The organism is Paenibacillus paridis, from assembly GCF_006345825.1.
In the GTDB taxonomy this organism is placed as follows: Bacteria; Bacillota; Bacilli; order Paenibacillales; family Paenibacillaceae; genus Pristimantibacillus; species Pristimantibacillus paridis.
The window spans coordinates 34,722-46,990 of sequence record NZ_VCIX01000074.1; the positions used below are offsets into that span (position 1 = coordinate 34,722).

The window sequence follows — 12,269 nt, forward strand, 5'->3', positions numbered from 1 at the left end:
TTTTATTTCCAGCCTACCTTCGCAAGAAGCTCAACTGCTTTTTTATTATGATCGCCCAGCTTGGAGAAGTTGAGCTGCTGAGTCTTGAAATCTCCCCAGCCCTTCAGAAGCTCTGGCTTGTCAGCCGCTGCATTGACGGGAAACTCGAAGCTTCCTTGCGTCAGCAGCGTTTGACCGTCCTTGCCTGTCATATACTCGATCAGCTTAATCGCGTTGTCCTTATTTTTCGCATGCTTGGTTAGTCCAACGCCGCTGATGTTCAGATGTGCTCCAGTGGTGTCTTGATTTGGGAAAAATACGCCAATTTGCTCAGCTACCTTAACCTCTTCAGCATCTTTGGAATGAAGCATTTGACCAACATAATAAGTATTCATAATAGCGACGTCACCTATTCCAGCTACAATTGCTTTCGCTTGATCACGGTCTCCGCCTTCTGGATTACGGGCAAAATTAGTGACGATCCCTTTGGCCCAAGCCTCAGCTGCCGCTTCCCCGTTCAGTTCAATGAACGAAGCCAGCAGTGATTGGTTATATAAGCTCGAAGATGAACGCGCTAATACTTTCCCTTTCCATGCGTCACTTGCCAAATCCTCATATGTGGACAGCTGCTCCGGTTTTACACGGTCCTTGGCGTAGACGATGACGCGAGCTCGCGTTGCAATCCCTACCCAATTGTTATCGCTATCCCGCCACTCCGTCGGCACATTGCTATCAACGGCGGCCGATTGGATCGGCTGAAGCACATCATTTTGCTTCGCATAATTTAATACCCCTCCATCAACGGTAATGAACAAATCCGCTTCGGAGCTCTCGCCTTCACGTTTCAGTCGTTCGACCAGCTCTTCGGCTGTACCTTTGATTTCGTTAACCTTAATGCCCGTTTCCTTTGTAAAAGCATCAAATAGCTGACTGTCTACATCATAATGTCTTGCTGTAAATACGTTTACGATCTGATCCTTGCCATTATCCTTAACTGTATCATTTTTATTCCCCTCTGAATTTGCCGCCTGCTCACTTGCTTCAGGTGACGGTGACGAAGCTGCTGTCTTGTTATTTCCTGCATTATTTGCTCCACAGCCTGCTAATACGAGCACAGTCAGCATCGTTAACATGATGATTCCTGCAAGGTTTTTCTTTTTCATCCTGATGGTACCTCTCATTCTCTTTTTTATATTTGATAATGAATATCATTACCAACAATTCTTATTGTAACGGACTAAAATGAGAAAATGCTGTGAAAATTAAAAAAGTTGTCCGAAATTTAATTTCGGGCAACTTTTTTAAAAGAAACGGTAACCGTCGTGCCTGCTCCCTCCCCGCTCTTCATGAGCAAACGGCCGTCATAGCGCTGAACAAGCCGCATGGCGATCGATAATCCAAGTCCATGCCCACCGTTTGCTCCGCTTCTAGACTTGTCCGCCCGGTAGAAACGATTCGTAACGAGAGGCAGATCATCTTCCGATATGCCTATTCCGTAGTCTGTCACGGAAAGGAGCGCTTCCCCCTCTAGAAGAGAGGCAGAAACCTTGATCGCCTTGCTCTCCCCTGAAAAACGAATGGCATTATCAAGTAAAATGAGCATGATTTGCTCCAAATGCTGCTCTGATACAAAGAGCACCGCTTGAGAGATTGGTTCAAGCTCCACATCAAAGTGAAATTCAGGATGCAGCAATGTCATGTTTCCAATGAGCTTCTCTATTGTTTTAGCTGAATGCGGCCATCGCTCATCCTTTGCAGGGAGCTCCTTCTCCGCACGGGAAAGGGAAAGGAGCTCCTGTACAAGCCCCTTTAAGCGGGCAAGCTCTTCCACGGAAGCGTTCAACGATTCTTCGAGTATCGCCGGATCATCCTTGCCCCAGCGCTGCAGCAGCTGCAAATGGCCCTCCATGATCGCGACCGGGGTTCTAAGCTCATGGGAGGCATCCTCGATAAATTGCTTCTGCTGTCCGAAGGAGCGCTCGAGCTTATCCATCATTTCGTTAAAGAGCTTCATCAGCGCAGCAATCTCATCATTTTTGTTTTCATTCAGCCTTACACGTTCCTTGACGCCCTTATTCTTTACACCGACCATCGCATGGTTCATCGTTTGAAGCGGTTTTAGCAATTGGCGCGCAAGCAGACCACCGCCAATGCCGCTAATAATAACGGCTCCAAAACAGCAAATGAGCATGATACGAAAAAAAGCCGAGCTGAGCTTTTCGAAATCCTCATTGTTTTTCACAATCTCCACTGTGCCATTGAAAGAAAATATGGTTAGCGGGCTCCTCATGAGCAGCAAATTAGAATCTAGAAACCAAGTCCCTTTCCCGGCGAGCTCGGTACGGGGATAAGCATCCATCCAATAATCGGGTATATTTTCTGAAACAACGAGTATTTGCTCCCCATTCTCGTCTAACAACCGAATCAGTTGATTGCGTTCATTTACCTTTTCGAGAAAGCTTCGAATCGAGCCCATTTCTGATTCTTCGAACGTAAACTCCTTCTCCAATAAGTAATTCAAAATCTCGCGCATATCCTCTTTCGTATTCATTTCCGCTTGCTTAACCATCCATTTCTCAATAAAAGCATACTGGACGGCGTTATACGCGACAAACAGCAGAAACAGCAGCAAAGCTGACCATAAGGTCAGCTTCCACTTAATCGGAAAACGAGAAAACCGTTGCCGCAGCCTGTTCATTTCCTCATCACATATCCTACGCCGCGCTGCGTTTGAATGCAGCTTTCCTTCTCCGGCGAATCTATTTTATTGCGCAGGTACCTAACATAAACGTCCACTACATTCGTATCGACCGCTGCATCGAAGCCCCAAACCTTATCCAGCAGAGTTTCCCGTGAGAGCACACGGTTCGGATTGTGCATAAAAGCGAGCAGCAACTCATACTCCCGCTTCGTCAGCCCGATCGTTTGATTTCCTTTACTCACGATTCTGGCATCCAGATCAACGCTAAGCTCTCCAAACACCAGCATGGACCGCTGTTCCTCCGCCAGCTTCTCTTGTCTTCTGAAGACGACACGAAGCCGCGCTAATAGCTCTTCAATCGCGAATGGCTTGGGAATATAGTCGTCTGCTCCGTTATCCAGACCAGAGACGCGGTCCGAAATGCTGTCTCTAGCCGTCAACATGAGTATAGGCGTAGCTTTCAATGTACGAATTCTGCGGCAAACCTCGAGCCCATCTAAGCCTGGCAGCATCAGATCAAGCAAAATCGCATCCCAATCTTCGCGCAGCGCAAGCTCCAAGCCTCTATTCCCATCGGATGCAACAACAATATCAAACGATTCATGCCGCAGCTCAAGCTCAATAAATCGTGCTAAATTTCTCTCATCTTCAATGAGCAATATTCTTTTCATTCCCTGACCCGCCTTTTTTTATGCAGCCTTGCTTCTCTATCGCATTATTCTCATTATTGTAGATGATAACGTTTCTCAACGTCAATCCTTACAAAAAAAAGAGACAGCTCCTTTGTAAAGGCGCTGTCCCTATGCCATATTCTGTTAATGCTGCTTGCCTACATGAACCCGTTTGATGAAGAAAGCGACAATCAAGCCGATAACCGCAACCACCGTCGCAAAGATAAAGGCGTTTTGAATGCCTGCTGTCAAAGCCAGCGGTGCATTGGCTGGATCTGTTGGATCCGCAACATCCTTCATAAAGCCATTAATCCCGGCAGTCATGACGCTTACCGCTACCGCTGTACCGATGGCTCCCGCCACTTGCTGGAGCGTGTTCATAATCGCGGTTCCATCCGGATATAGCTCACGCGGCAGCTGGTTGAGACCATTGGTTTGGGAAGGCATCCATACCATAGAAATGCCGACCATCAAGCAGGAATGAAGCACGATAATAAGCGTCAGCGTTGAAGCTGTCGTAATGCCTGAGAAGAACCAAAGTACGGCAGCAACAATGACAAGTCCAGGAATAACAAGCCATTTCGGCCCGAATTTATCAAAGAGGCTTCCCATGATGGGGGACATAATTCCGTTAATCAGGCCGCCTGGCAGCATGACAAGCCCTGCTGTCAAAGCGCTAAGGCCAAGCCCTCTAATCAAGTACATAGGCAATACGAGCATCGATGACAAGATAACCATCATACAAATGAAGACCATAAGCGTACCTACGACGAACATCGGATGTTTAAATGCGCGCAGGTTCATCATTGGCTGCTTCATCGTTAATTGACGGATGGCAAAAATAACTAGCGCCACCACACCGACAATCATCGAAGCAATTACCTTCGTGCTACCCCAACCGCCTTCTCCTTCGCCCGCGCTGCTGAATGCAAACACGATGCCGCCGAAACCGAGTGTCGAGAAGATTAGTGAGAAAATATCAATTTTCGGTTTTGTAATCGTGGATACGTTTTGCATGTAGAGCATGCCAAACAGCAAAGCGATCACGAGAAACGGCAGTGACAACCAGAAAATCCAGTGCCAGCTTAGATTCTCGATCAGTAAACCCGCGATTGTAGGCCCAACGGCAGGCGCAACCATAATAACAAGCCCGATGACGCCCATGGCTGCTCCTCTTTTTTCCGCTGGGAAAATGATAAGGATCGTATTGAACATGAGCGGCAGCAGCAGTGCCGTACCTGCGGCTTGAATGACGCGCGCAGTCAACAGCACTTCGAAGCTAGGCGCTAACGCCGCAACCAGTGTGCCTAGAACAGAAAAGCTAAGTGCAGCTATGAATAGCTGCCTAGTCGAAAACCATTGCAGCAACAAACCGGATACGGGAACCAATATTCCTAATGTGAGAAGGTAACCCGTCGTGAGCCATTGCACCGTTGCAGCACTGATATCAAATATGCTTATTAAATCACTAAGCGCTACGTTAAGCGCGGTTTCGCTGAACATGCCTATAAATCCAGCTAACAATAATGAAATCATGATGGGGATGACTTTATATTTTTGCCCCGTATTTTGTTGCGGTTCTGCCATTGATGCTTGCAAGCTTTCCACTCTCCTATGATCTTTCTATCTTTTTTTATGAATGACTTCTCAAAGAGAAGGACATTTATTAATTAAATACGGAATACATTTTGACGCAGTAGCTAATGGCTGTTTATCGCGTTTCGTAATGGCAAGGATAAGAGCACCTTCCAGCAGTGAAACGATAACGACACCAACGTCCTCCGCTCTCGTCTTCTCCATGCCGGCTTGGATCAGCCTCTCCGATACGACCGCTTGCCAAGAAGCAAACACGTCTTGTCCTGCCTCTCTCAGCTTCTCGCTGATGGCAGATGTCTCTACAGCCATCCAGAAGCTAAATGGCATGTAACCTTGAAAATCGCATTTTTCCGCATCCGTTCCTAGTTCCAACACAAAGGCCTGCACGGCCTCAGCCGGGTCATTGTAGGCATCGAACTTGGCTTTCCATTTCTCGGTAACAAACAATTTCGTGCATTGGATGCACTCCAGAGCCAGCTCTTCCTTGCCCTTCGGGAAGTAATAATACAAAGAGCCTTTGGGACACTCGCTCTCTTTAATAATTTGGCTTAATCCCGTCGCATGATACCCTTTCGTAAAAAAAAGTCGCGCGGCGGTATCCAATATCATTTGACGTGTATTTGTTTTTTCTGACATCCATTCACTCCTCGATTATAACGATCGGTCTATATAATAAAACCATTTTCCTGTCCCAAAAGTCAATCATTTTTTTATGGAATGGTGCTAAATTTCAAAAAAAAGACAACCAGTCGAATGACCGGTTGCCTTGGCTTTTTTTTCTTTTGAATTAGAAGCTTGCTGCAACTTTTTTCGCTTGCTCTAGGCCGTTCGCGACAATCGCTTCCGCTTGGTCAGGAAGCTGGTTGTGCCCTTCGATAATGACGCTCTCGAGGTTTGTGACGCCGAAGAAGCCCATCACATTGCGGATAAAGTTAAAGGACATCTCAACCGAAGCTGCTGGTCCTTCAGAATAAACGCCGCCACGAGCGTTAAGAAGAGCAACTTTTTTGTCGGAAACCAAACCAACCGGACCTTCAGCTGTGTAAGAGAATGTTTTGCCAGCTTGGGAAAGGTAGTCAATGTACGTATGCAATACTGCAGGTACTGTGAAGTTCCAAAGCGGGAAAGCAAATACGACTTTATCCGCAGCTAGGAATTGGTTAATATATTTATCGGATACGGTTACTGCCGCTTGCTCAGCTGGAGTTAGATCGAAGCCGCGAGCTGCTTTGAAGTTACCGTTAATCATGTCTGCATTCAGGTATGGCAATTCTTCGTTGAACAAATCAAGCTCAACAACCGCATCTTCCGGATGGCTCGCTTTATAGCTGTCTAGAAATGCGTGGTATAGCTTTACGCTTGTCGCCTGTTCAATTCCGCGATCGTTTGCTTTAACAAATAATACTGTACTCATTTTGTGTTTCCCTCCACAGTGTTTGATTTACTTTTTGTAAGTACCTTAATTGTATATAGCTTTGAGGAGAAACACATCGGCAAATAGACTGAAAAAATATCGCTTATTTACCGCTTAAGGCGGAGTACAAGTCTTACGACTATAGTCTTAGATCGACGGTTAAGCTTCGTTTATATTCATGAACTGTACCGCATACAATGCCGCTTGTGTTCGATCAGCCAAATTCAGCTTGCTCAAAATGCTGCTGACATGGGTTTTGACTGTTTTCTCGGCAACCGTCAGCGCAGACGCGATTTCCCGATTGCTCATGCCCTTGGTAAGCAGCTTAAGCACCTCGAGCTCCCTAGGGGTTAACGTGTCCGATAGCTCGCTTCGAACCGGCTCGTTTACAGTCTTCTCCGAAGGAGCCAACTGATTAAGTAGTGCTGCGGAAATATCCGGATGGAGCTGAACGTTGCCCTTGTACGCGCTGCGAATGGCTTCTGCCAGTTGATCCGGCTCTACATCCTTAAGCATGTAACCGATGACACCCGACTGTAGGGCAGGAACGATATGGCTCAGATCCGAGAAGCTGGACAGCACGAGCACCTTCATAGATGGAAATTGCTTTGCGATCAGATTACTCGCCTCTATGCCATCCATAATCGGCATATTCAGATCCATTAAGATGAGATCAGGCTGCAATTCAGCTGCCTTCTCCACCGCTTCACGGCCGTTGTTGGCTTCGCCTACCAGCTCGAAATCAGGCTGCATGCTCAGAAAAAAAGAGATCCCTTTTAATACGATTTGATGGTCATCCACTAATAAAATTTTAATTGTCACTGCTGCTCCTCATTCCTCGTCCCACGTATCCGTATCTGACGCAATCGGAATGGTCGCCTTTACGATTGTCGGCTGTCCCTTTCCGCTTTGAATCATTAATTCCCCGCCTAGCGTTTCCGCCCGCTCCCTCATGGATAGCATGCCCATCGTACGCTTCCCTTTGCGCTTCTCCGGCGAGAAGCCACGGCCTTTATCTCTAATCTCAAGGCTGGCCAACTGTTCTGATTTTACCAAACGGATATACACCACATTCGTGTCCGCATGTTTTTTGACATTATTTAAAGCTTCTTGCCCAATCCGCCAAAATGCTTCCTCGATGGCACGCGGCAGCTCCCGTACACCTTCTACTTGTTCGTAAACGACGATCTCCATGCTATTTCCGTATTTTTTCAATGCGGTAAGCAGGCCATGCTCCAATCCTGCCGGGCGCAGCTGCCAAATTAAGGTTCGCATTTCCTTCAACGCTTCTTGCGACAGCTGTCTGATCTCTTGCAACGAACGCTCCACGATCGGCTCCTTGCCCGCAAGCACCGTCTCTGCGCCTTTCGCCAGAAAGGATAGCGAGAACACCTTCTGAATAACAGAGTCATGCAAATCCCTGGCCATCCGATTTCTTTCTTCCATTAATGCCAGCTCTCGGCGCTGCTCATACACCCGCAAATTTTCTACGCTTAACGTAAAATGATCCCCGAGCGAATACATGAAATCATCCTGGTAATCATCGAACTGATGCGGCAGCTGGCTGCTCAGGAATAGCACGCCGATGGAACGGCTTCGGATACGGAGCGGCACAGCAACCGCCGATAAAAATGGCGGAATACCGATAGAGGACAATGACTTGTAAGGCACCTGCTCGCAATTGGCTAAGGCAACAAGGCGATTTTCGCTGAACGCAGTGCTGACAGGACCTCCTTCGTCAATGGCAAGCGAGAGCCACTCTTTATTTAATTGGTTGTTCGTATAATGAGCGCGAAGCGATAGCTGCTGCTGCTCATACATGAATAAAGAAACATGCTGCCAGTGGAAGGTATCCCCAATATGCTTAACCGCCTGCAGCGGCAGTTGATTAATGTCTTGAACCGCATTGATGCTCTGAATGACATTGCCGAGCTTCGCATAATGAACCGCATGCTGCTCCTGCAGCTGATATAGCCTAATCCGCTTGATAGCCGTTCCAATCTGATAAGCAATCGCCTCTAGCAGCGCCAGCTCCTCCTCCGAGAAATGAACCTTTCCGGTTTGCGCGACGTTGAGCAAGCCGAAGCTGTCGGTGCCTGCTTTAAGCGGCACGGTGGCATGGTGTGAAATGCCTTCCGTATCGCCAAGCGAATGCGTGATAGCATAAGTAATTCGGGAGCATTCTATAATATTAACGGCATGATGCAGTTTATTTTGCATGTAGCTTTGCAGGCACCAGCATTCCGTACCGCACATCACCTGCTGGTCATTGGCGTTCAGCCCCTGCGGCAAAGCATGGGAAGCCGCACAGAGCTTCTCGCTTCGGTTATCCGTCATAAAAATCCAACCCGTCGTAAAGCCCGTCACCTCAAGCAGCTTAACTAACACGTCGTCCAACATTTGATTCATGTCGTTGGTGCTGTTGAGCATTTCCGCTATTTCCTTCAGTGCAACCAGCTCGTAAGCTCTAATCTCTTGAGACATGCTTCCACCTCTTTCTAAGCACACATTATACACCCGCAGCCCTCCCGAAAAAAAGAGCCTTCGTAGATAGGAAATGTACAGCGTTAGCTTATACGATGTCCCCAAGCTCTTTTAAGCTCGAAATCGTGTATGTGCTTGGAACGTCAGCTGGACTTGATGGCTTCGTTCTATAGATCCAACAAGTATCAATCCCAGACAGCTGGCCGCCTTTGATATCCGTATTTAACGAATCTCCAATGACAAGCGCTTCATGCTTATGAAAATCCGAAATATGATTCATAACATACTCAAAGAATTCAATGGAAGGTTTTTGATAACCAATGCTTTGTGAATCAAAAATATCTTCGAAAAAATCATAAAGGCCCGACTGCTTTAACCTCTTAATCTGTGTGCGAGTAATGCCATTCGTAATGACAAACAGCCGATGGGTTGTAGATAATTGCCGGCAAACCTCTAAAGCGCCTTCCATTAGAAGCTGACTCCCATCCCCTAATAGGTCTCTGTAAAGACTCTCCCATTCCATGCCGTCTACGACCTTCCCAAGCTTTAACATGGTTTCGGAGAATCTGGAATTCAGCACGATGTCGAGCGTAATAGCCCCGTTTTCATATTGAGCCCATAATTGTTTATTGACGGAGTTATATAATTGAAACAACTCATCCGAAAAGGCATAGCCATACTGCTGAAATAATGTTGTTAATGATTCCGCTTCATTCGCGCCAAAATCTAATAGTGTGTCATCGAGATCAAATAAAAGTATTTTATAACTCATGTTTCCTCCTGGATTTATTGATTTGGAATACAATAAATCCTTGTCCATCGCCGATGGACAAGGATTCCAGAGTATAAATTATGACTTGCGTATTGCCGACTGATATTCGCCAGGCACCATGCCCGTGGAGATTGCCATACGGTTCCAACTATTAATCGCATTAATAGCCATAATCAAGTTAACGTATTGCTCCTCGTCAAAATATTGGCGGACTTGTTCGTACAGCTCCTCTGGCACGCCAGCATTCGAGATGCTCGTCACCGCTTCGGTTAAAGCAAGGGCAGCGCGCTCCGCTTCCGTATAAAATGGAGCTTCTCGCCATGCGTTTAGCAGGAACAATCGCTGCGTCGTCTCGCCCATGGCTAAAGCATCTTTCGTATGCATATCAAGGCAGAAGGCACAACCATTTATTTGGGAAGCGCGAATTTTAATCAGTTCCAGCAAATTGTGGTCAAGGCCGCTTTTTTTTACATAGCCTTCTAATTTCAATAACGTCTGAAAAGACTCCGGTTGTACTTTCATATAATCCAATCTCATTTTCATCATTCACACACTCCTTCGATTTTTACGAGCAGTTTATTGCTCTGTTCATTGAAATTCGTTTAAAACGTTCAAACGCACGTCCTTACACTAGGTAAGATTAAGTCTTATTGCATCAAATTCACAATCCCCTTCCGACGCTTTATCGTCGATACGACAAAACGTCGATTAATGTTATCGTCGATTAATCTTGTCACCAATATAACTCTAAACAATATGGGTGTCAATCGCGATTCTTCACCTTTTTTTTGGAAGCGAAATGGTGCCTGCTCTATTTGACAAGGATTTTAAATCGACCTAAGATGATTAATAATAACTTTTTTTATAGAGAGTAGGTCGTTGCATGCAGTATAGTATTGGCGTTGAATATGGTCTACATTGCTTAGTATACTTAATTGATATTCCGCCGGATGCTACTATAGGTATTAAAGAGCTTGCTGCGTTCCAAGGCATTTCAGAGACTTATCTTTCCAAGGTCTTTGGAAAACTTACCAAGGCAGGTATCGTAAGTTCAGTGCCTGGCGTTAAAGGTGGGTATAAATTGGCCAAGCCTCCTGGAGAAATTTCATTCTGGGATGTTGTTGAAGCTATTGAAGGTGCCCGTCCTGTCTTTCAATGCAAAAACATTAAAAATAATACTTATTTATGTCGCGATGAAGATTATCTTGCGTGCTCCTTAGCATCTCCCTGTGTCATAAATATGGCCATGCTTGAAGCAGAAGAAGGCATGCGCAATATTCTGCGCAACAAGACAATTACTTGGTTAAACGAAGAGCTTGACCGTGTATTAACCCCTGAGTCGCGCAAAGAGACGCGTGAATACTTTGAAAACATCAACAGATGATAAAATATACTGCAATTGAAGGTTGTATTCGAAGCCCTTCTTCCATACGGTACCAAACCTCAAATGACCACAGTTGATTCCTTCTATCGCTCTCGTAACGGGACCTTTACCTGAATGTGAATAGCCACATCATTAAAGGAGTCCCTATTTTGATTTGTCCTCCTATGCTTTGTTTGTTATGATTGAGCAAAGAATGTCGTTTAACGTAGTTTTAAGGAGGATCTTATGCAAAAGGTTAAAATTTTTTCCGGCACCTCGAACCAGAGGCTTGCCGAGGAGCTATGCAAGGAGCTTGGTCTTCCCCTAGGGAATGTCGCTATTTCACGACAACAAAGCGGCGAAATTCATGTTTCCTATGGTGAGCCCATTCGTACCTGTGATGTCTTTATCGTACAATCGCTTTCCCATCCGGTTAACGAGCACCTAATCGAAACGCTCGTCATGATTGATGCTGCCAAGCGGGCATCTGCCAAAACCATCAACATTGTAATGCCCTACTATGGTTATGCCCGCCAAGAAAGAAAATCAGCTCCGCGGGAGCCCATCTCGGCAAAGCTGGTTGCTGATGTGCTTACGACAGTTGGTGCCAACCGTATCATTACCGTTGATTTGCATGCCGATCCGATTCAGGGCTTCTTCGATATTCCCGTCGATCATTTGACTGCGCTTGATTTGATTATCGAGTACTTAAGAGGCAAAAAAATTAAAAATCCTGTTGTTGTCTCCCCTGACGCAGGTCGAGCAACAACAGCAGAAAAGCTTGCTGGCTTGCTGGACTGTCCATTTGCGATCATGATCAAAAACCGGCCGGCGCATAACCAATCCGAGATTACGCATATTATCGGAGACGTGGAAGATATGACTCCGATTATTATTGAGGACTTGATTGATACAGGAAGCACGATCGTTAACGTAGTCGAAGCGCTTAAGAAAAAAGGCGCACATGACTCTTACATATGCGCAACGCATGGACTGTTCTCCGCCAATGCGCTGGAGAAGCTCGATCACCCGAATATTCGGGAGGTTGTCATTACCGATACGATTGATATCGGCGAACAGCGTTCCGATAAATTCATTGTTCTGCCGATGTCCCCGCTTCTAGCTACAGCAATCAAAATCATCACCGAAGGCGGCTCCATTGCCACCTTATTCAAAGCAGGCACCTAAGTACCACGAAACCTGCTTCTCTATTTACCATAGATGACCTTTCCCCCTTCGCACTTTGCGAGGGGGATTTTGTTGTTCCTACGTATACTCATGGTAAAGCG

At 46.2% G+C, this 12,269-nt stretch carries 12 protein-coding genes; 2 read left to right on the top strand and 10 right to left on the bottom strand.

Going from position 1 to position 12,269, the window contains the following annotated elements:
- Positions 1-2: 2 nt before the first annotated feature.
- The 10 genes from FJQ58_RS06020 to FJQ58_RS06065 form a co-directional block, all read right to left on the bottom strand.
- Positions 3-1,142 carry a Fe(3+) ABC transporter substrate-binding protein gene (locus tag FJQ58_RS06020; RefSeq protein ID WP_139991528.1) on the bottom strand — a complete coding sequence of 380 codons (1,140 nt, stop codon included), beginning with the start codon at positions 1,140-1,142 and terminating at the stop codon, positions 3-5.
- 119 nt (positions 1,143-1,261) lie between these two features.
- Positions 1,262-2,677, bottom strand: coding sequence for a HAMP domain-containing sensor histidine kinase (locus tag FJQ58_RS06025; protein WP_139991529.1), 1,416 nt, complete (start codon positions 2,675-2,677; stop codon positions 1,262-1,264).
- Positions 2,674-3,351, bottom strand: coding sequence for a response regulator transcription factor (locus tag FJQ58_RS06030; protein ID WP_139991530.1), 678 nt, complete (start codon positions 3,349-3,351; stop codon positions 2,674-2,676). The genes FJQ58_RS06025 and FJQ58_RS06030 overlap by 4 nt, the downstream gene beginning before the upstream one ends.
- Before the next feature lie 144 nt (positions 3,352-3,495).
- Positions 3,496-4,938, bottom strand: a complete 1,443-nt coding sequence (locus FJQ58_RS06035) for a DHA2 family efflux MFS transporter permease subunit (RefSeq protein WP_139991578.1) — start codon at positions 4,936-4,938, stop codon at positions 3,496-3,498.
- Positions 4,939-4,998: 60 nt separating this feature from the next.
- Entirely contained in the window at positions 4,999-5,583 is a 585-nt protein-coding gene (locus FJQ58_RS06040) for a TetR/AcrR family transcriptional regulator (RefSeq protein ID WP_139991531.1), read from the bottom strand.
- 151 nt (positions 5,584-5,734) lie between these two features.
- The gene (locus FJQ58_RS06045; protein WP_139991532.1) at positions 5,735-6,361 is read right to left on the bottom strand and encodes an FMN-dependent NADH-azoreductase; all 627 of its coding nucleotides are present in this window, start codon (positions 6,359-6,361) and stop codon (positions 5,735-5,737) included.
- A gap of 159 nt (positions 6,362-6,520) precedes the next feature.
- Positions 6,521-7,183 (bottom strand): response regulator, encoded by a 663-nt coding sequence (locus tag FJQ58_RS06050; RefSeq protein ID WP_139991533.1) that lies wholly within the window; start codon positions 7,181-7,183, stop codon positions 6,521-6,523.
- 9 nt (positions 7,184-7,192) lie between these two features.
- Entirely contained in the window at positions 7,193-8,845 is a 1,653-nt protein-coding gene (locus FJQ58_RS06055) for a GAF domain-containing sensor histidine kinase (RefSeq protein WP_139991534.1), read from the bottom strand.
- 88 nt (positions 8,846-8,933) lie between these two features.
- On the bottom strand, positions 8,934-9,617 hold the full coding sequence (locus tag FJQ58_RS06060; RefSeq protein ID WP_139991535.1) for a YjjG family noncanonical pyrimidine nucleotidase: 684 nt from the start codon (positions 9,615-9,617) through the stop codon (positions 8,934-8,936).
- 78 nt (positions 9,618-9,695) lie between these two features.
- Positions 9,696-10,163 carry a carboxymuconolactone decarboxylase family protein gene (locus FJQ58_RS06065; protein ID WP_139991536.1) on the bottom strand — a complete coding sequence of 156 codons (468 nt, stop codon included), beginning with the start codon at positions 10,161-10,163 and terminating at the stop codon, positions 9,696-9,698.
- 337 nt (positions 10,164-10,500) lie between these two features.
- Here FJQ58_RS06065 and FJQ58_RS06070 point away from each other — a divergent pair, with 337 nt between their 5' ends.
- Together FJQ58_RS06070 and FJQ58_RS06075 are read left to right on the top strand one after the other, a co-directional pair.
- Entirely contained in the window at positions 10,501-11,001 is a 501-nt protein-coding gene (locus tag FJQ58_RS06070; RefSeq protein ID WP_139991537.1) for an RrF2 family transcriptional regulator, read from the top strand.
- Between the two features lie 225 nt (positions 11,002-11,226).
- On the top strand, positions 11,227-12,168 hold the full coding sequence (locus tag FJQ58_RS06075; protein ID WP_139991538.1) for a ribose-phosphate diphosphokinase: 942 nt from the start codon (positions 11,227-11,229) through the stop codon (positions 12,166-12,168).
- The last annotated feature ends 101 nt before the right edge of the window (positions 12,169-12,269 follow it).

What these genes read in the sequence shown, in the direction of transcription:
- FJQ58_RS06020 (WP_139991528.1), bottom strand. Translation starts at nt 1,142, where the DNA reads ATGAAAAAGAAAAACCTTGCAGGAATCATCATGTTAACGATGCTGACT.
- FJQ58_RS06025 (WP_139991529.1), bottom strand. Translation starts at nt 2,677, where the DNA reads ATGAACAGGCTGCGGCAACGGTTTTCTCGTTTTCCGATTAAGTGGAAG.
- FJQ58_RS06030 (WP_139991530.1), bottom strand. Translation starts at nt 3,351, where the DNA reads ATGAAAAGAATATTGCTCATTGAAGATGAGAGAAATTTAGCACGATTT.
- FJQ58_RS06035 (WP_139991578.1), bottom strand. Translation starts at nt 4,938, where the DNA reads ATGGCAGAACCGCAACAAAATACGGGGCAAAAATATAAAGTCATCCCC.
- FJQ58_RS06040 (WP_139991531.1), bottom strand. Translation starts at nt 5,583, where the DNA reads ATGTCAGAAAAAACAAATACACGTCAAATGATATTGGATACCGCCGCG.
- FJQ58_RS06045 (WP_139991532.1), bottom strand. Translation starts at nt 6,361, where the DNA reads ATGAGTACAGTATTATTTGTTAAAGCAAACGATCGCGGAATTGAACAG.
- FJQ58_RS06055 (WP_139991534.1), bottom strand. Translation starts at nt 8,845, where the DNA reads ATGTCTCAAGAGATTAGAGCTTACGAGCTGGTTGCACTGAAGGAAATA.
- FJQ58_RS06060 (WP_139991535.1), bottom strand. Translation starts at nt 9,617, where the DNA reads ATGAGTTATAAAATACTTTTATTTGATCTCGATGACACACTATTAGAT.
- FJQ58_RS06065 (WP_139991536.1), bottom strand. Translation starts at nt 10,163, where the DNA reads ATGATGAAAATGAGATTGGATTATATGAAAGTACAACCGGAGTCTTTT.
- FJQ58_RS06070 (WP_139991537.1), top strand. Translation starts at nt 10,501, where the DNA reads ATGCAGTATAGTATTGGCGTTGAATATGGTCTACATTGCTTAGTATAC.
- FJQ58_RS06075 (WP_139991538.1), top strand. Translation starts at nt 11,227, where the DNA reads ATGCAAAAGGTTAAAATTTTTTCCGGCACCTCGAACCAGAGGCTTGCC.